General features: G+C 58.0%; 19 protein-coding genes. 11 read left to right on the top strand and 8 right to left on the bottom strand.

The features are described from left to right. Window positions 1-120 precede the first annotated feature (120 nt). Window positions 121-999, top strand: coding sequence for a serine hydrolase domain-containing protein (locus tag U8U68_RS09315; RefSeq protein WP_322200540.1), 879 nt, complete (start codon window positions 121-123; stop codon window positions 997-999). 99 nt (window positions 1,000-1,098) lie between these two features. Here the strand turns inward: U8U68_RS09315 and U8U68_RS09310 are convergent, their stop codons facing one another. Further along, complete coding sequence (locus U8U68_RS09310) at window positions 1,099-1,878, bottom strand: endonuclease/exonuclease/phosphatase family protein (protein ID WP_322200539.1); 780 nt, start codon at window positions 1,876-1,878, stop codon at window positions 1,099-1,101. A 3-nt stretch (window positions 1,879-1,881) separates the two neighbouring features. After that, window positions 1,882-2,448 (bottom strand): phosphate propanoyltransferase, encoded by a 567-nt coding sequence (pduL, locus tag U8U68_RS09305; RefSeq protein ID WP_322200538.1) that lies wholly within the window; start codon window positions 2,446-2,448, stop codon window positions 1,882-1,884. A 313-nt stretch (window positions 2,449-2,761) separates the two neighbouring features. On the opposite strand from pduL, the gene U8U68_RS09300 reads away from it, so the two are divergent. Next, complete coding sequence (locus tag U8U68_RS09300) at window positions 2,762-3,340, top strand: uracil-DNA glycosylase (RefSeq protein WP_322200537.1); 579 nt, start codon at window positions 2,762-2,764, stop codon at window positions 3,338-3,340. Here the strand turns inward: U8U68_RS09300 and U8U68_RS09295 are convergent. Further along, window positions 3,337-3,825: a divergent PAP2 family protein gene (locus U8U68_RS09295; protein ID WP_322200536.1), complete on the bottom strand. Its 489-nt coding sequence runs from the start codon at window positions 3,823-3,825 to the stop codon at window positions 3,337-3,339. The genes U8U68_RS09300 and U8U68_RS09295 overlap by 4 nt on opposite strands. Window positions 3,826-4,379: 554 nt before the next feature. On the opposite strand from U8U68_RS09295, the gene U8U68_RS09290 reads away from it, so the two are divergent. Genes U8U68_RS09290 through U8U68_RS09280 form a run of 3 tightly spaced genes read left to right on the top strand, consistent with a single transcriptional unit; the run spans window position 4,380 to window position 6,540 of the window. Then, a complete protein-coding gene (locus U8U68_RS09290; RefSeq protein WP_322200535.1) occupies window positions 4,380-4,994 on the top strand; it encodes an epoxyqueuosine reductase QueH in 615 nt (204 codons plus the stop codon). A 5-nt stretch (window positions 4,995-4,999) separates the two neighbouring features. After that, window positions 5,000-5,815: an amidohydrolase family protein gene (locus U8U68_RS09285; RefSeq protein ID WP_322200534.1), complete on the top strand. Its 816-nt coding sequence runs from the start codon at window positions 5,000-5,002 to the stop codon at window positions 5,813-5,815. Continuing rightward, window positions 5,815-6,540 (top strand): DUF8091 domain-containing protein, encoded by a 726-nt coding sequence (locus U8U68_RS09280; RefSeq protein ID WP_322200533.1) that lies wholly within the window; start codon window positions 5,815-5,817, stop codon window positions 6,538-6,540. Before U8U68_RS09285 ends, U8U68_RS09280 begins: the two co-directional genes overlap by 1 nt. A 38-nt stretch (window positions 6,541-6,578) precedes the next feature. Here U8U68_RS09280 and U8U68_RS09275 read toward each other — a convergent pair whose 3' ends face one another. Then, window positions 6,579-7,874 carry a LysM peptidoglycan-binding domain-containing protein gene (locus tag U8U68_RS09275; RefSeq protein WP_322200532.1) on the bottom strand — a complete coding sequence of 432 codons (1,296 nt, stop codon included), beginning with the start codon at window positions 7,872-7,874 and terminating at the stop codon, window positions 6,579-6,581. A 396-nt stretch (window positions 7,875-8,270) separates the two neighbouring features. Here U8U68_RS09275 and U8U68_RS09270 point away from each other — a divergent pair, with 396 nt between their 5' ends. From U8U68_RS09270 to U8U68_RS09260, 3 genes are all read left to right on the top strand, one after another. Then, window positions 8,271-8,546 (top strand): hypothetical protein, encoded by a 276-nt coding sequence (locus U8U68_RS09270; RefSeq protein ID WP_322200531.1) that lies wholly within the window; start codon window positions 8,271-8,273, stop codon window positions 8,544-8,546. A gap of 187 nt (window positions 8,547-8,733) precedes the next feature. Then, on the top strand, window positions 8,734-9,432 hold the full coding sequence (locus tag U8U68_RS09265; protein ID WP_322200530.1) for a hypothetical protein: 699 nt from the start codon (window positions 8,734-8,736) through the stop codon (window positions 9,430-9,432). After that, entirely contained in the window at window positions 9,399-9,971 is a 573-nt protein-coding gene (locus U8U68_RS09260) for a hypothetical protein (protein ID WP_322200529.1), read from the top strand. Before U8U68_RS09265 ends, U8U68_RS09260 begins: the two co-directional genes overlap by 34 nt. Window positions 9,972-10,219: 248 nt before the next feature. Here the strand turns inward: U8U68_RS09260 and eno are convergent, their stop codons facing one another. After that, window positions 10,220-11,446 (bottom strand): phosphopyruvate hydratase, encoded by a 1,227-nt coding sequence (gene eno, locus U8U68_RS09255; protein WP_322200528.1) that lies wholly within the window; start codon window positions 11,444-11,446, stop codon window positions 10,220-10,222. Between the two features lie 116 nt (window positions 11,447-11,562). Here eno and U8U68_RS09250 point away from each other — a divergent pair, with 116 nt between their 5' ends. Continuing rightward, complete coding sequence (locus U8U68_RS09250; RefSeq protein ID WP_322200527.1) at window positions 11,563-12,111, top strand: GNAT family N-acetyltransferase; 549 nt, start codon at window positions 11,563-11,565, stop codon at window positions 12,109-12,111. Window positions 12,112-12,244: 133 nt separating this feature from the next. Further along, window positions 12,245-13,777, top strand: a complete 1,533-nt coding sequence (locus tag U8U68_RS09245; protein ID WP_322200526.1) for a serine hydrolase domain-containing protein — start codon at window positions 12,245-12,247, stop codon at window positions 13,775-13,777. Between the two features lie 149 nt (window positions 13,778-13,926). Here the strand turns inward: U8U68_RS09245 and U8U68_RS09240 are convergent, their stop codons facing one another. Both U8U68_RS09240 and U8U68_RS09235 read right to left on the bottom strand, forming a co-directional pair. Continuing rightward, window positions 13,927-15,132 carry an AI-2E family transporter gene (locus U8U68_RS09240; protein WP_322200525.1) on the bottom strand — a complete coding sequence of 402 codons (1,206 nt, stop codon included), beginning with the start codon at window positions 15,130-15,132 and terminating at the stop codon, window positions 13,927-13,929. A 117-nt stretch (window positions 15,133-15,249) separates the two neighbouring features. Beyond that, a complete protein-coding gene (locus U8U68_RS09235; protein ID WP_322200524.1) occupies window positions 15,250-15,645 on the bottom strand; it encodes a hypothetical protein in 396 nt (131 codons plus the stop codon). Between the two features lie 559 nt (window positions 15,646-16,204). Here U8U68_RS09235 and rbr point away from each other — a divergent pair. Beyond that, on the top strand, window positions 16,205-16,744 hold the full coding sequence (gene rbr / locus U8U68_RS09230) for a rubrerythrin (RefSeq protein WP_322200523.1): 540 nt from the start codon (window positions 16,205-16,207) through the stop codon (window positions 16,742-16,744). A gap of 276 nt (window positions 16,745-17,020) precedes the next feature. On the opposite strand, the gene U8U68_RS09225 is transcribed toward rbr, so the two are convergent. After that, window positions 17,021-18,094, bottom strand: a complete 1,074-nt coding sequence (locus tag U8U68_RS09225; protein ID WP_322200522.1) for an ethanolamine utilization protein EutH — start codon at window positions 18,092-18,094, stop codon at window positions 17,021-17,023. Window positions 18,095-18,097 lie beyond the last annotated feature (3 nt).

Raw genomic sequence — 18,097 nt, 5'->3', positions numbered from 1 at the left:
GCGGCCCTGTACGCTGCCTGAACACGGTCTGTTTCCGCCTGGGCCGCGCAATATTTTGTAATAGCAAGGACGCAAATAGAAATCAAGAAATACAACCATCAAAGAAAGGACGGCGCAACCATGAAACTAGACATGCACGGCTTCATTCAAAAGGCTGGACCCCTGCGGGCCCTGGCGGTGGTGGTCTCCCGCCACGGGGAAGAGGTGGGCCGCTACGCCTGGGACGACCTGTGCCGCAGGAACGTGTACTCGGCCAGCAAAAGCTTCACCAGCGCGGCGGTGGGCATTGCCCAAAAAGAGGGGCTGCTCTCTCTGGACGAGAAACTGACCGAGGCTTTTCCAGAGGAGCTGCCAAAGGAGGTTTCTCCCAACCTGGCCAAGGCCACGGTGCGGGACCTGCTGACCATGTGCTTGGGCCAGCCGGAGAGCTTTTTAATGGGCGGGGACCGGCCCTTGCATCAGGAAAAGAACTGGGTGAAGCTGAGCCTGGCCCAGCCCTTTACGGATGAGCCGGGCACCCGGTTCCTCTATAATAACGTGGGCCCCTACCTGGCGGGGGTGCTGGTGCAGCGCCGGGCGGGCTGCGACCTGCTGCGCTACCTGGGGCCCCGGCTGCTTTGGCCCATTGGCATTACCACCACAACCTGGGAGACCGACCCCATGGGGTACACCTTTGGGGCCGGGGGCATGTTCCTGACTCCGGACGAGCTGCACCGCTTTGGGCTGCTCTGCCTGCAAAAGGGCCGCTGGCAGGGGCGGCAGCTGGTGCCCCAGGCCTACCTGGAAGAGGCCACCCAAAAGCAGGTGGAAAACGGCGGCCAGGGCTATGGGTATTTGTTCTGGCGGGGGGCGCAGGGCTCTTACCGGGCGGACGGCAAGTACGGGCAGTTCTCCATTGTGATGGAGGATCAGGACGCGGTGGTGACCATTACTGCCGAGTGCCGCCAGGCGAACCAGCTGCTGGACGCAGTATTTGAGGAGATTTACCCCCAGCTGTAGGGCGGCGCCTAACATCAAGCCATCTTATAACAAAAACCCGGCGCACATGGAAAAGCCTCCATTGTGCGCCGGGTTTTTTATGTTGAGAGAATCGTGTCTCTACAGCTCCACCACAGCCCCTACCGGGTAGTGGTCGGAAAGGTACACCCCCTCCGCCTCATCCTGGGCCAAAAGGGACTGAGCCGGGTTGCAGGGCAGGTTGGTAAAAATATAGTCGATTTTTTGCGGCTGGGCCAGCCGGCCAAAGTCGTGGAAGGTGCCTCCCAGGCCGGCGGTCACGTCCACTAGGGGTGCGCCGCAGCCAGCAAAGCCCTGGGCGCTTTTGTACACGGGGCTGTGGGGGAAAGCGTTGAAGTCACCCATTAAAATTACAGGCATGGGCCAGCGGGCATAGTCCTCTGCCATGCGGGCCAGCACCAGGCTGATCCCCTGGGCCTGGGCAATGGGCCCCAGATGGTCCAGGTGAGTGTTATAGCAGCGCAGCAGATGACCGCTTTCCCTATGCCGCAGAGCGGCTGCTGTACAGATGCGGGGGCAGTCGCTCTGGTCTGTGGCAAAGCGGCTGCCTGGCTTCCAGGGGGTATCGGATAGCCAAAACATATCCAGTGCCACCAGCTCGAACAGGTCTGCCCGGTAGGCAATGGGGTTGCTCTCGCCCTGTAGGTCGGCCTCCCGGCCCAGGCCGCAAACCTGATAGCCGGCCAAGTTCTCTATCAGCCATTGGCGCATATGGGGGGCCGTCTCCTGAAACCCCACCAGCGCCGCCCCATAGCTGGGGAATCGGGCCAGAATAAAGTCCCGGCGGTTCTGGAAAGAATTCTTCCCGTCTCCCTGCACGTCAATACGCAGGTTATAGGTGAAAACGTTGAGCTTGTTCATAATTTATTTGATTATCTCCCCGTCAACCGTGCCGGGCAGGGCTGCGGCGTTGGACTCGTCGGTATCCACGTGCATGGCCAGGGCATACTTGGGGCTTACCCGGCAGACTACGTCGCCAAACACCAGGGCGCGGCCGTTGTAGTCTACCTTTACAGAAACGATCTGCTTGTCCTCCACACCAGCCTCTTTGGCCTCTTCGGGATTAAAATGGATGTGGCGCTTGGCGGCAATAACGCCCTTTTCAAGGGTTACCTGGCCGGCGGGGCCCTTCAGGGTGCAGCCAGGGGTACCCTCCAGATCCCCAGACTCCCGAATGGGCGCGGTAACGCCCAGCTTGCGGGCGTCGGTCAGAGAGATCTCCACCTGGGTTTCGGGCCGGGTGGGGCCCAGAATGGACATGGACATGGACCCCTTGGGACCTACAACCTCCACCTTTTCGGCACAGGCAAACTGCCCGGGCTGGGAAAGATCCTTCTTGTTGGTCAGTGCTGCGCCAGGGCCGAACAGGGCGGCCAGGTCCTGGTCGGAAACATGGACATGGTGCGCGGAAGTTTCTACCATAACTTTCATAAAAATGCCTCCAAAAATTGGTTTGCTGTCTCTCAATATTATAATACTGGGCGCGGGAAAAATCAAGGGCCGGGTTTTGGGGGGAGTGTCCAAGGGCGTTGCTTTACGCGCAAGCGTTCCGGGGCGGAACAGGAAAAGGTTTGTCGTCTCGTCTGCCAGCTCGGCAGCGTAGACAAGGGCCAGGGCCCCCTGTGGCGGCGTGGGGACTCTGGTCCTAAAAACCCTGGCGTCTTTTGGAAAAGGGCAAGGTTTGACTTTGCGCCGCCCCCGTGGTATAATCAACCCAAAACAATCCCAAAGGAGTGTGCGGCCTATGTTTGACAACTGGGAAGCCCTGGAAGCAGCCTGCCAAAACTGTCAGAAATGCGGCCTGTGCCAGACCCGCCACCACGTGGTATTTGGCGTGGGCAACCCCAGGGCAAAGGTGCTGTTTGTGGGAGAGGGGCCAGGGGAAAATGAGGACCTGCAAGGCGAACCCTTTGTGGGCCGGGGCGGCCAGCTGCTGGACAAGCTTTTGGCTGCGGTAGACCTGGACCGGAAAACCAATATCTACATTGCCAATATTGTCAAATGCCGCCCGCCCCAAAATCGAGACCCCCTGCCCGAGGAGCAGGAGGCCTGTATTGGCTGGCTGCGCAACCAGTTTGCCCTGCTGCGGCCCAAAATTGTGGTGTGTTTGGGCCGGGTGGCCGCCATGCGCATGATGAAGCCAGACATTAAAATTACCCGGGAGCATGGACAGTTCGTGGAGAAAAACGGCACCTTGATGATGGCAACCCTGCACCCGGCGGCCCTTTTGCGCAGCCCCCGGCAAAAGCCCGAGGTCTTTGAGGATTTTCTTGCCCTGCGGGAAAAAATCGACCAGCTGGGCTGCGACGTGGCAAAAGCTTAGGATATGCCCCCCGTGCGGCTTAAATGCCCGATTACTGCGATAAGAAAGCCCAGCCCCGCGCCGCAAATGGCCTCTCGTACCCGGTGCCCCAGGGACTCGTTGAGCCGGGGAATCAGCTCGTGCAGGGCCCGCTTGTCCTCTGGGTTCTCGCTTTTCTCCAGATACTCCACAATGTGGTTGATGGCCTTGGCGTGCAGCCCCGCCGCCCAGCGCACGCCAGTGGCGTCATACATGACAATCAGGGCCAGCACAAAGGCCAGGGCGAACACCGGGGAATTGAACCCATAGAGATAGTAAGAGGTCAGCAGTACCGAACAGGTTACCGCCGAGTGGGAGCTGGGCATACCTCCAGCCCCGGCCAGCCGGTGGCGGTCAAACTGTTTGTGCTTGACCGCGTCCACCAAAGTTTTCAAAAGTTGCGCCGAGGCCCAGGAAATCACACTGACATTGATCAGCGGGTTTGAGATCAAAAACGCAAGGTCCATGGAGAGTCCCCTTTAAAGGATTATTTCATAGTACTATTGTAAGGGTTTTGGCGGTTCCTGTCAATCAATATTGTTACAAAATTGTGACGGGATATGTTTTGCTTTTGTCAAGCCGGCTGGATGCCGCCTTGGTGATACGGGTCCGCGGTCCGGGGCTTTGTGTGTGGGGGCCACGCTGCTGTGCAGTGGCAGCGCAGGGGCTTCTGGATTCTACGAAAGCCTGTTGCTTTGTGACAAGGGCCAACGTATTGCCCTAAGGGAATTTTGATCTATGATTTTTGAAAATGCCTAAGAAACTTTTTTCCAAAAGATTTTAGGGCTTGTTTGAAAAATCGAAAACGTCGTCTTTTTTGCCATAAGAGGCCACTTTCTACGTCGAAAATCCTCGTCAATCGCCAGAGTGACGTAGTTAGCGCAGCTAACTACAGCGGTTCTTCTCCTTGAAATTGTCCCCTTCTGGCCCAAAATTCGTCATTTCCTCTATTTTCAAACAAGCCCTAGACAAGGTGTGGAGCAGAACTCCATGGCCATAATAAAGGGAAGGAGCGTTTCCTGTGCCGTCGTGCCCAAGAAATTATGGAAAAGAACTGGAAAAATTAATTGATGGCCTCTCGGGCCCGCCGCCCCGGCTTTTGCTGCATGCCTGCTGTGCGCCTTGTTCCAGTGCGGTGCTGGAGTACCTTAGCCAATATTTTTCCATTATCCTGCTCTATTATAACCCCAACATCTCCCCTTGGGCAGAGTATCAAAAACGCCTGGAGGAGCTGCGGCGGCTGATGGCCCAAATGCCCCTGGAAAACCCGGTCTCCCTGGCGCCCTGCCAGTACCGGGGAGAGGACTTTTTCCAGGCGGTGGAGGGCCTGGAGGAGGAGCCCGAGGGGGGCGCCCGATGCCTTATCTGCTATCGCCTGCGCCTGGAAGAGGCTGCCCGGACCGCCCAGGATCTGGGGGCGGACTACTTTACCACCACCCTGTCCATCAGCCCCCTGAAAAATGCCCGGGAGCTGAACCGCATTGGCGAGGAGCTGGCCGCCCAGTATGGGGTGAAGCACCTGCCTGCGGACTTTAAAAAGCGGGAGGGCTACAAGCGCTCGGTGGAGCTTTCCCGGGAATACGGCCTTTATAGACAGAATTACTGTGGCTGCGTGTACTCTAAAAGAAAGGACTGACCCTATTGCCAGTAACATGGAACGGCGTGGCTTACCCTGCCGCCGATGCCCACGCCCATATTTACCCGGAAAAAATTGCGGAAAAGGCCACCGCTTCGGTGGGGAGCTTCTACGACCTGTCTATGTGCTATGTAGGCCTGCCCGCCGTGTTGGCCGAAACCGGCGGCAAGGCTGGCATAGACCAATTTTTAGTGTGTTCTGTGGCTACAAAAGCCGAGCAGGTGGATTCCATTAACCGCTATATTGCCGGGGCCTGCCTCCAATATCCCCAGTTTGTGGGGCTGGGGGCCTGGCACCAGGATATTAAGAAGATCGAAGAGGGCCTGGACGCCGTCCAGGCCCTGGGGCTGCGGGGCATAAAGCTGCACCCGGACTTTCAGGAATTTCAGATTGATGACCCGGCCATGCTGCCTTTTTATCGAGCGGTCCAGGGCCGGGGGCTGCCTATTTTATTCCACACTGGGGACGGGCGTAAGGATTTTTCTTCCCCCATCCGGCTTGCCAGGGTGCTGGACAGGCTGCCGGAGCTCACTTGCATTGCCGCTCATCTGGGGGGGTATACAGAGTGGGAGGAGGCCCGCCGCTGCCTGAAAGGGGCCCATGTGTATGTGGACACCTCCAGCTCTCTGGGGTTTCTTAGCCGGGAAGAGGCCCTGGAGAGCCTGGCGTGCTTTGGGGTGGAGCACACCCTGTTTGGCACAGACTTTCCCATGTGGCCTGTGGAGGACGAGCTGAAGCGGTTTTTTGCCCTGGGTCTTACCGAAGAGGAAAACCGGGCCGTGCTATACGGAAACTTTGCCCGGCTGTTTAAACTAGGCTGATGGATCAGGAACGGTTTTTATGGGCCTGTGCCCAGGTGATGGAGGCCCGGCCTGGGGCCGGGGGCATTGGCACCTTAAAGGAAAAAACCCTGCACGCCGCGCTAAAGTTATACCTGGAGCCAGATCCCCTGTGCCGGGAGGTGGGGGTGGGCCGCTTTGTGGCGGATATTGTCAATCCTCAGGGCATTATGGAGATACAGACCGGGGGATTTGGCCGGCTGCGGGAAAAGCTGGACTTTTTTTTGAAAGCATACCCAGTGACCCTGGTGTACCCAGTTGCAGGGGTCAAGTGGCTGATTAGCGTGAGCCAGGAGGGGACCATGTCCCAGAAAAGAAAAAGCCCAAAGCCTGGGGGACCCTGGGAGATTCTGCCGGAGCTGTACCGCATCCGGCCCCTGCTGGGGCGGCCGGGGTTGGGCTTTTGTGTGCCGGTGCTGGAGGTGGAGGAGTACCGCCTAAAGGACGGCCGGGGCCGCAGGGGCTATACCCGGTATGAGCGTATGCCCGTGCGCCTGCTGGACGAGGTGTGGGCCCTGGAGCCTGGGGAGAGCACCCGGCTGCTGCCGCCCGGACTGCCGGAAGAGTTTACCGCCAAGGATTTCTGCCGGTGGGGAAGATTTTCCAGCATGGCGGGTTCACTGGCCCTTAGTGCGGCCCGGGAGCTGGGCGCGGTAGAGCAAACTGGTGTGAAGGGCCGGGCCTATGTATACCGGACGGCTAAATAGATAGAGTCTGCTGGCACAGGTTTTATGCCGCGCCTCTTTTAAGAGCCTGCCGGTGCTTTTTTCTTCTCAATGGCGTATCGGGCTGCCAAAAAGGACCAGTTTTGCTGAAAAGGCCGCATCAAGTTCCAGTAGCTCCCGCCCCGCAGGGCAAATTCGTCCATCAGGCCGTACTTCTTTTCTATGCTTCGTACATCCTCAAACCATACCACATGTTTCAGCCCGTCCCGAGTGTACATAAACCAAGGGGACTGGGCTGTTTCGTCATACTGGATCTCCGCCCCCTGCCGCTGGGCAATTTCTACCGCGTACTCGTTGCCAATGGCCGTGGCCCGGGTGGCGCCCCGCTCAAAGGGAAGAATCCAGTCATAGGCGTAGTTGGGCAGACCCATAAGGATCTTTCTCCGGTCCATGGTTTTTGTCCCGTACTCTACCACAGGCCGCACTTGGTCAATAGGCGCTATAGCCATGGGCGGGCCATAGGTATAGCCCCACTCATAGGTCATCAGCAGTACGGAGTCCGCCACCTGGCCAATGGCCTGGTAGTCGTAGGCCTCGTACAGAGGTCCGCCCTGTAAAGCCGAGGCCTTGGGGGGCAGATCCACATGTAGGAAGTACCCGTGCTGATGCAGCAGCTGAGCGGCGCGCTCTAAAAACGCCAGATAAGTCTCCGCGTCCTGGGCCTGGATAAACTCCATGTCAATGTCTAGGCCCACATACCCCTTCTCAATCATTGTGCTAAGCACATTGTTCAGCACCCGGCTTTGCAGGGCCTGGTCCCGGAACAGCTGGCTGGCCTTTTGGGCGCTGAAGCTGCCCTCTTCCGTGAGGGACGAGAGGAGCATCACCGGCAGAGCCTGGTACTCCTTGGCTAGGGCGATCAGCGGCAGGTCGTTAGGGGCCGCCAGTCCTCCTTCCAGGGTGAAGCCATAGTCAAAAATGGTCAGGTAGGTGAGAAAGGGCAGCGCCCGCCTGAGCACTTGCTGGTTAATGGAATCATACGCGTACCCGTTTACTGCCACCTGCCGGCGCTTTCCGGCGGTAAAGTGGATGACCAATTCCTGACCGACAGTGGGGCGGGGCGAAAGGGCCAGCCGGGGGTTGTTCTGAAGCAGGGTCATGGGGGTGACGCCAAAGTGGGCGGCAATGGAAGACAAACTGTCCCCGGGTTGAACCGTGTAGGTCAGGGCCGGAGACAATAGTAAAAGACACTGGCCCACTGCCAGGCGGTTTGGGTCCGCCAGACCGTTGTCCATAATCACTCGCTGAAGGGAAACGCCAAAGCGGCGTGTAATGGTATAAAGGGTGTCGCCGGGCTGAACGGTGTATAGTACCAAAGGGGATCGCCTCTTTCTTGAAAGTTTTGTGGGCGGGACACAGTCTCCGGCGGCAGGAGCGGGTCCCTTCTGACCTTTGCTGGAAGGATAAGACTGCGGGCCCACAGGGAAAGGCGGCATGACGCTGCCTGGGCCTTGGTTTTGGGCAGCGCGGGCTTTTGGCAAGGGATTCTTCCTTTGTGGGCTGGCCTTGGAGATCTTTTTCACGCCTCCTAAGGACAAAAGGAGCGCGCTTGCCTTTAGAGAGAGCATTTTGTCCTTGGCCCCGGAAGGGGCCGAAACGCCGCCGTCACCACCGAATATTCCCTCTCCTTTAGATCCCGCTATCCCCAATATATGCGCCCCAGCCTGTACCGCATTCTCTCATATACTCAAAAAGGAAAAGAGGTCTGTCTTATGTTTGAACTGCAAAATATCACGTATTTTACCGAAGGAAACAGCTACACCGGCAGCCAGTCTGACGGCGCCGGCCGTTTGCTGCGCTACCGGGTGGCTCCGGACCAGGAAAACCAGCTTTTGCTGGCCTGGCACTGGCAGGAGGATAAGTGTTTTGAGCTGGCCGCAGAAAAACAGGAGTTTTCAGCCCCCCTTAGCGACCAGGGGATTGGTCAGGTGCGCGCTTGGCTGGAAAACGCCTGGAAAAACGCCGCGCCCGGGGCCGACCTGACATAAATAAAGCTTCTAAGCGCCTCTCTACGCAGTGCGACAGGTTTTTTAGCCATTCTATTATACACTGAAGAAAACCAGCGCACTGAAAGGAGTTTTTAGAGGCATGAAGTGTAAAAAATCATGGAAAGTGAAAGAAAAATCCAGAAGCGCCCCGAGGGTACATAGCGGCGGAAAAAGGCCCCTTCGGACCTTGTTTTTGCTGATAACCGCCCTGCTCCCTCTGGCGGTGGGGGTGGCCTGGCCGACCCTTCCAGCCAGGGCCACCCCGGAACCCACCCTGCTGGAAACTACCGTGTTCTTGGGGGAGGCCGTGCCTTTGCATCTGGGCGGGAAACGGCTGGAGGACATTCTGGCAGGACATTTAGAGGAAGAGGATCAGATGGAGTGCTGGTGGGTGAGCCCCCAGGGACCCGCTTCTTTGGACAAGCTGGGCAAAGAGCGCCCCACCCGAGAGACAGACTATAGCCTTACAGCGGTATTCCACCAGGAGGACGGCCCCGATGTCCTGATGAACTTTATCTACCGGGTACGGGTGGAGCCTGGGACGATCCGTATTGTGGCCGCCAGCGGGGAAACCAGCCCCCAGGCTTCCGCCCTTTTCAAGCTGGAGGGCCGGGGCCTCACCCTGTACCGCTGCGCCCAGCCCATCCAGCAGCCCGCCGGTAATATCACTCTGGAAGTGGAGTTTACCGGTCTGCCCTTTGGCGCCTATCAGGTTACCGCGGAGGACCCGGGCCTGTACCCCCGGGAGAGAGAATGCCTGGTGGGCGTGTGCAGGGAAAATGACACGGTGAGTACCCGCCGGGGCACGGCTGAGGCCGCTTTTACCATTGAGCAGGACCCTGGCGGCGCGGTTTGGGAGAGCTACCAGCTGGGTGCGGCCCCATGAGGCGGCGGCAGATGGCCGCGGCCTCGCTGCTGGTACTGGTAGCCGTGCTGTGGGGCCTGTGTTACCGGCTGGCCCCCCACCAGCCGGAGACCAAGGTGGAGGTTATCTCCCTGGGCGGCGGCGGCCCCGGCCCTGTGCTGGAACCGGGAGAGTCTGCCCCTGGGGGGGTGGCCTTTCGCAACCAGGGGAACGTTCCCTGCCGGCTGCGGGTAAAGCTGTGTCCGCCCCAGCTGGACGGACAGGCGGTGCTGGAGGCAGGCGACCTGACCAACGCCGGGTTCCGTCCGGCAGGATGCGAAAACACCCCGGCCGGGGAATACTGGCAAGCCCAGGGCGAATATCTATACTACCAGAACCAAGAGACCGGCGGGCTGCTTCTGCCTGGACAGCAGACGCCGGCCGCGTATACGGCCGTGCGGGTTAACAAGAAGCTGGACCCAGAGGCAGTAGAGCTGCTACAGCTGATGGGCGAACAGCAGCTGTTTATTGTTGCCCAGACCCAGACGGAGGACGGAGATTGGACCACTGTGGGGGGATAGAGGCAGATGTGGGTTTTGGTGGGGATTGGGATCTATGTGGGAACCACGGTACTGGCAGCGGGAATTTTGGCCATGGTACGAAAGCGGCATAAATAAGAGAAAGGCCGGAGCCCTGGCTGGGTTCCGGCCTTTCTTGTATAGTTAAGGCAACACCGCGCAATACGGTACTTAGAATTGTGCGGTATTGCCTTAACCTAGTTCCAAAGAGGTGTTCTTTCTCTTTTGGACCAGGCGGCATCGCCGTCCGCTTACGCTTCCTCAATGCGCAGCAGCCGGTTATACTTGGCCACCCGCTCGGTGCGGCAGGGGGCCCCGGTCTTGATCTGCCCCGCGTTTACCGCCACGGCCAGGTCCGCGATAAAGGTATCCTCCGTCTCCCCTGACCGGTGGGAGATAATGGTATTATACCCACTGCGCCGGGCCAGGTCAATGGCCTGGAATGTCTCGGTCAAGGTGCCAATTTGGTTGGGCTTAATCAAAATAGCGTTTCCTGCTCCTTGGTCAATGCCCTGCTGTAATCGCTCCATGTTGGTAACGAACAAGTCGTCCCCCACCAGTTGTACCCGGTGGCCAATACGGGCGGTTAGCTCGGCCCAATTTTTAAAGTCCTCTTCCCCTAGGGGATCCTCAATGGAGATGATGGGGTACCGGCCAATGAGTCCCTCCCAGTACTCGATTAAGTCGTCGGGGTCCAGGTTCTTATTCCGCTTGGGTAGGTGATAGCCCCCTTCTACCGCCCATTCGCTGCCTGCGGCGTCCAGGGCCAGCTGCACCCGGCCGCTGTAGCCCGCCTTTTCAATGGCCGCTAAGATTTCCTCTATGGCCTCTTCGTCGCTGGAGAGGTCCGGGGCAAAGCCGCCCTCGTCTCCCACGCCGGTGGAAAGGCCTTTGGCTTTCAGCTGGGCCCCCAGGGCGTGGTAAATTTCGCTGCACCAGCGCAGCCCCTCCTTAAAGGTCTCCGCGCCAGAGGGCACAATCATAAACTCCTGAATGTCAATATTGTTGCTGGCATGGGCCCCGCCGTTGAGAATGTTCATCATGGGAACCGGCAGCTTATAGGCCGCCGCGCCACCCAGAAAGCGGTAGAGGGGCATCCGGTAGTGGGCGGCAATGGCCCGGGCGCAGGCCAGCGACACCGCCAGGGTGGCATTGGCCCCCAGGTGGGCCTTGTTGGGGGTACCGTCCAGCTTTTTCAGCACATGGTCCACCTCCCGCACGGTGAGGCAGTGGATTTTCTCCAGCGCGGGAGAGATGATCTCGTTCACGTTGCGTACTGCCTTTAGTACGCCCTTGCCGCCGTAGCGGCGGTCGTCGCCGTCCCGCAGTTCCACAGCCTCGAACTTGCCGGTAGAGGCGCCGGAAGGGGCCGCCGCCGTGCCCACTGTGCCGTCGGTGAGCTGCACCGTGGCGCTGACCGTGGGATTTCCCCGGGAGTCCAGAATTTCGCAGCCAAACACCTTTTGAATTTTTACCATGAGAGTAACCGCCTTTCGAAAAAAATTTCCACTTTTACCAGTATGGCACATTGCAAGTTGAATTAAACCGTGTTAAACTAAGAACAGGAAAAATAGAAGGAGATGGACAAAAAACAATGACGATAGAAACAAAGCGCCTGCGCTTACGTCCTTTTCAGGGAAAGGACCTGGAGGACCTTTTCCAGTACCTTTCAGACCCAGAGGTAGTACGGTTCGAGCCCTACCAGGCGATGAGCCTGGAGGAGGCCAGAGCCGAGCTGGACAGGCGCATCTGCTGGGATGAGATGATGGCGGTAGAGTTAAAGGAGACCGGCAGGGTCATTGGTAACGTATACCTGGGCCAGCGGGAGTTCCAGTCTTTAGAGCTAGGCTTTGTGTTTAACCGGAGATACTGGGGCAAGGGGTTGGCGTCTGAAAGCTGCCGGGCCGTACTGCGCCAGGCCTTTGCGGACGGAGCCCACCGGATTTTTGCTGAATGCGACCCTCAAAACGAGAACTCCTGGCGGCTGTTAGCGGCCCTGGGGTTTCAGCGGGAAGGCCATCTGCGGCAGAACGTTTTCTTTTGGCGGGATGCGGACGGACGCCCTGTTTGGAAGGACACTTATGTTTACGCCACGCTCTGCCCGCCAAAGAGCGCTAGTAAGAATGAGGGTCAAGAAGCCTAGCGCCCCCTAGCCTCCCGCTCTCTGTGGCGTTGCGCCGGCGTTTTCCCGCCTCTAAAGACCCACGCTTTTTGGCCGCGCAAGGCTTCCGCTTTTTTGCTATCCCTAAATTTTTTATATAAGCGAGGTAATCACCGTGGATTTTCAAACCGTCACCCCCGAAAGCGTAGGGATCCCCTCCGCCGCCATCGGCGCAATGCTGGACGAGCTCTATAGCGTCGGTATCGAGATGCACGCCTTTATGCTGCTGCGCCACGGCAAGCTCTGCGCCAAGGGAACCTGGGCCCCATATCAGCCCGGGGTGCCCCACATTATGTTCTCCTTTAGTAAAAGCCTGACCTCCACCGCCATAGGATTCGCGGTGCAGGAGGGCATCCTCAGCCTGGACGACCGGCTGGTGGACCTGTTTCCCGAGCATGTCCCCGAGAACCCCAGCGAGAATCTGCAAAAATGCCAGCTGCGCCACGTGCTGATGATGGGCTGTGGCCACCAGGATGAGATTGAGTGGGCCGGAGGCGGCAGCGTGGACTGGATTCATGACTTTATGCATCATCCCTTTGTGTACGAGCCAGGCACCCATTTTATGTATAACACCGCTGGCACCAACCTGCTTAGCGCCATAATCACCAAAAAGACCGGCCTGTCCCTGACCCAGTTCCTTGGGCCCCGGCTGTTCCAGCCTCTTGGCATGGCGGACATCTTCTGCCAGCCCATGGCCGACGGCACCCAGATGGGCGGCGCGGGCATGTCCATCTCCATTGAGGACATGGCACGGTTTGTGCAGTTTGTGGCCAACAAGGGCAGCTGGCAGGGCAAGCAGCTGCTGAACCCAGAGTGGTTTGACCTGGCCACCTCCAAGCAGATCGAGAACGCCGGAGCCGGCTGGGGCGGCGACCCGGACTGGCAGTCTGGCTACGGCTTCCAGTTCTGGCGGTGCAGCCAGCCCGGGGTGTTCCGGGGGGACGGGGCCTATGGCCAGTTTGGCGTAGTGATGACCCAGCAGGACGCCGTGCTGGTGATCCATTCGGCCTCTCAGACCCTTCAGCCTGCCCTGGACGCGGTCTACCATCAGCTGCTGCCCAAAATGGCTGATGGCCCCCTGCCGGAGGACCCCCATGCCCAGCATGTGCTGCAAAAGCGCCTGGAGCGCCTGGAACTGAACCCGCTGTTCGGCATGCGCAACCCCGGGGCCGAGGGCTCGCTAAACGGTGCGGTCTACATACCCAACAGCCCCTTGCCGGGGTTTGCGGACCTGGTGGGCGGGGTAGGGAGCTTTGCCCCTGCTGGCGGCCAGCTGGAATCTCTTGGCTTCCGGTTTGAGGACGGCAAGGCCCAGCTGATTGTGACCCAAAATACTGGTACAGCCACCCTGAACCTGGGCATGAACGGCCATTTTGCCATGACTGAGGTGGATGGAACGCCCTATGGCCTTAACGGATCTTGGCGCGGCCGGGATGTGCTGGAGGTGCAGATCCGCAACACCCGTCGTGCCAGCGGGCGGCGGTTCCTGTTCGCCTTTACCGGAGAGGGTATGACCGTAACCGCCACCCCCACCATTCCCGAGCCCAGTGGTCTGGGGGAGCTGTCCCTGCCAGAGATGGCCTTTACGATCACCCAGGGTGAGGTGAGCACCAAGACCAAGATGTACTGGGAGGTTATGAACCACTAAGGCCGCATGACCATATCCCCAAGTATTTTATAAAAAGTACGCGAAAAGGAGCCTCTTCCGTATATGGAGGAGGCTCCTTCTTCTGTTTTTAGCAGGGAGCGTACAGGTGTCAGTGCCATACGGGCAGCGCGGCGCGATGCCTGTGCGCGTTATTCCCCCGCTTCTTTTGAAGAGGCTTTCTCTGCCGCTGTTTCTAGCGTTTCTGGCAGCGAGTCCCGTTTACGCAGCCGGCTATAGACTGTTGTGCGCAGCAAACGGTAGGCTACCGCTGTTACTGGGGTGCCAATCCAGATGCCCACAATGCCCAGGACGCCTCCCCAGAACAGCACCGCGAACATGGTCCACAGAGGCGGCAGGCCAATCGAGGAGCCCACCACCCGGGGATAGATCAGGTTGCCCTCCACCTGCTGTAAGATTACCAGGAAGATCACAAAGATCAGAGCGTCAATGGGGTGTACAAGCAATAGGATAAAGGCCCCCACCCCTGCGCCGACATAGGCCCCCAAAATGGGAATTAAGGCCCCCAGCGCCACCACAGAGGAGATGAGCAGGGCATAGTCCAGGCCCAAAAGGCTCATGCCCAGGTAGCACAGCACCCCCAAAATCACACATTCGGTAAGCTGCCCTTTGATAAAGGAGAAAAACACCCGGTTGCTTAGCCGGCCCACGTGGGCGGCCACCGCGGCGGCCCGGTGGGGCAAAAATGCCCGCAGAGCGTCCTTGGTGCCGCGCAGCAGCTTTTCTTTTCCAAAAAGCATGTATACCGAAAAGATGAAACCCATAATCACGGAAAAAACGCCGGAGGCCAGGTTCACGGTAACATTGAACAGGGAGGCCAAAAACTCGGTGGTGACCTTTGTCACGTCCGTAAGCATGGAACTCCAGTTAAAGCCCCGCAAAAAGTCCTGGACAAAGGTCAGGTCATATTCCAGAGCAACCTGGTTGGCCCATGCCATAAACTGGTTGACATACACCGGCGCGGTTTTTTGTATGGTGGCCGCCAGGCCGCTGACGGACTCCACCAGGCTGGGGATAATAAAGCAGCAGATAAACACAGCCACCAGAAGCACCACCAGGTAGGCCAGGGTAATGGCCAGGGGGCGGCGGGCCTTTTTCCACATAGGGGATTTTATTCTGGAAAAGGGCTTAAAAGCAATATCCTCAAAAAAGTGGACGAACACATTCAAAATATAGGCCAGCACCAGGCCCCCTATCAGGGGAGCCACCGTGTTGCCCAAGGTAGTCAGGGCGGCCCACACCTGGTCGAACCGCAGCACAGCCAAGGTGACTGCCCCCGCAAAGGCAATCAGTAGGCAGCCAGTGCCCAGCATATTTTTAGAAAACTTTTCTCTCATCTTGCTCTCCTCATTAAAGGTCTGGGGCTTTACCCCCACAAACGTTTACTTCGGTTTTTTCCCATTCTCCCCACCTATCCCCTGCCATTAAGCAGCTGGCTGGGGTGGGGACAAAGACTAAGTCTTAGTCTGAAAAACGCTTCGGCACCGCTGGCAGGTTACCTCAATTTTCCCCCTGCCGCGGGGCGCCCGCAGCTGCTGGCGGCAGTTTGGGCATTTGAAATACTTATAGGTCTTGCGCTGGCGGAACCGCTCCCTTTGCACCCGGAACCACCGGGAAATCGGCTCCCATCGCTTCATAAAAGCTGCCAGCTCCCGCTGGCGGGCGGCAATGTTCCGGGAAAAGGTGCGGAACAGCGCATAGATAAATACAGCGTCTGCCAAAAGAGTGAGCGGCCAAAAGAATATTCCGCCCACTAGGGACAATACTAAGCCTAGCACCAGCAGAACCATACTCATCTGGTCTGTACCATAGCGGCCGTACAAAAAGCGCTGGAACCTTTGGAAAAACACAAAAATCAACACCTTTAACGTATTCTATTGCTCATAGTATACCCTTCCTGACCGGAATTTTCAACAGCCTGTTCCCAGGCTTCACGATAATTTTACAAATTCAAAATAGGAAGTTAGTCCAAGGACGCTGGTCAACCAGCTTTTCGGCAGATACTCGGCACGTTTGATCTTTTGAATAGAGAAAACTGTGGGGAAAAGGTTATGGAAATTCTCTAGGGCAACCCCGCACCATTCGCGGGTGGCGCCTTAAGCACCGTCTTGCTTGCAGATTTTCCGTGATAGCGCACAGCGTTCGCTGGTCAATGGTGAGATGGACGGCGCTCAATCTGTACCCTCTCACGAAAAATCTGACTGCGCAATACGGTACTTAGAATTCTGCGGGATTGCCCTAGGTGTTTTTTTGATTTCCCAATATGACCGCTTCCCAGATTTCTAAAAATAAGAATTATTGACATTTTTGCCATTTTATGCCATAATATCTAAAAGCAGTATATCAAGGCCACAAGTACACGCATTGCAATCTTAATACGGCTAAATTTTTTACAAGGAGGAACGTCCCATGCCTGAACTAAAAGGAAGCAAAACCGAGGCTAACCTGCTTACCGCCTTTGCCGGTGAGAGCCAGGCCCGCAACAAGTACACCTACTTTGCCAGCAAGGCCCGTAAGGACGGCTACGAGCAGATCGCCGCCATTTTCGAGGAGACCGCCGCCAACGAGAAGGAACACGCCAAAATGTGGTTTAAGCTGCTCAATGGCGGTATTGGCGAGACCAAGGAGAACCTGAAGGCCGCGGCCGAAGGAGAAAATTACGAGTGGACCGACATGTACGCGGGCTTTGCCAAGACCGCCCGGGAAGAGGGCTTTGACCAGATTGCTAACCTGTTTGAGGGCGTAGCGAAGATTGAAAAGGAGCACGAGGAACGCTACCGTAAGCTGCTGAAGAACCTGGAGGAAGGGGCGGTGTTCTCTAAGGACGGGGACGCCATTTGGCAGTGCAGGAACTGCGGCCACATCTGCGTGGGCAAGAAGGCCCCGGAGGTCTGTCCGGTCTGCGCCCATCCCCAGAGCTATTTCCAGGTAAAGCCCGAGAACTACTAATATTACCACCGAACAACAGGATAGGGAAAAGACAGCGGTCAAAGGGTCGGGGCTTGGCAAAACCAAGTCTTGGCCCTTTGTGATTTTTAGAGTGGCACTCTAGGGCCCATGGGAACATGGTCTCTACGTGGAAACTTATCTTTGCTTAAGTTAAGGCAATACCGCACAATTCTAAGCACCGTATTGCGCGGTGTTGCCTTAACCAAAGGTATGATAAAAAACGCCGGAACTTCTGCTTTAGAGTCCCGGCGTTTTGCTATCTTTGGGAGAGCGGTCTCACGCCCCCGCTTCCTTTTTTCGAGAGGCCAGGGCCAGTGCTACGGCGGCCAGGGCCCCGGCCAGCTTGGCGGCCAGCACGGCTAAAAGCATGGGGGGCTCGGTGCTAACCACAAAGGCCATGTGCGCGGCCAAAAGACTGGTACCACTGACCAAAAAGGCCCCTGCCGCCACCTTGCCCCGGCTGTCCATATCCTTGTACATAGAAAGGGTGGGCAGGGCGCTGACCAGGCCCACCAGCATGCCCGTCAGGCTTTGGGGTTTCATGCCCAGCCTGTCCCCCAGCCAGGCAAAGGGCCGCACCAGCAGGCGGCGGATCAACTCCGCCATAGGCAGGCTGCCCAGCAGCACCACACCGATAGAGGCCACAGTATCCATTGCCTCGGCAATAGGGGTCATGCCCGGAATGGGGTTCCAGCCAGTCATGGACTCCACGGCGGCCAGCACCAGGCCAATGGTCACCAGCCAGCGGATGCCCTCGGACAAGAGGCAGAAGCCCTTCACCATCTTGTTCGGGATCAGCCGTAGGCCAATAAACAGCAGGATTGCCAAAAGGAACACCGGCAGGTTCTGCCACAGGCATTCCAGTAAGGTCAGGCCGCAGAGCAGCCCGCCCACAGCCAGGCCCACCGGCATGGCCGCTAGACCCAGCATCACCCCCTGGGCAAAAAAGGGCCGGTCCTCCCGCTGAATTAGCCCCATGCCCACCGGCACGGTAAACACCAGGGTACAGCCGAAAATGGCCGCTACCACCAGGCCCGCGTAACTGCCAATCTGCGGGTCTCTGGCCAGTTCTTTGGAGAGCTGGTAGCCGCCCATATCAATGGCCAGCACACTGCCGAACATGCCTGGGTCCACGCCCATCAGCTGATACAAGGGCACAATAACCCGGCCCAGCCAGTTGGCCAGCACCGGGGCCAGGCAGATCATCCCGGCCATAGACAGGGCCATGGAGCCCAGCAGCATAAAGCCGGTCTCGAACTTGTCGCCAAAGCCCCACTTGTTGCCCCGCAGCCGGTCAAAGCCCCCCAGCACCGCGCCCACGGCCATCACGATCATCAGTACCTCGTTCATTCC

It is taken from the genome of Acutalibacter intestini, from assembly GCF_034334985.1.
Taxonomy (GTDB): domain Bacteria; phylum Bacillota; class Clostridia; order Oscillospirales; family Acutalibacteraceae; genus Acutalibacter; species Acutalibacter intestini.
This window is presented reverse-complemented; position numbering and strand designations above follow the sequence as displayed.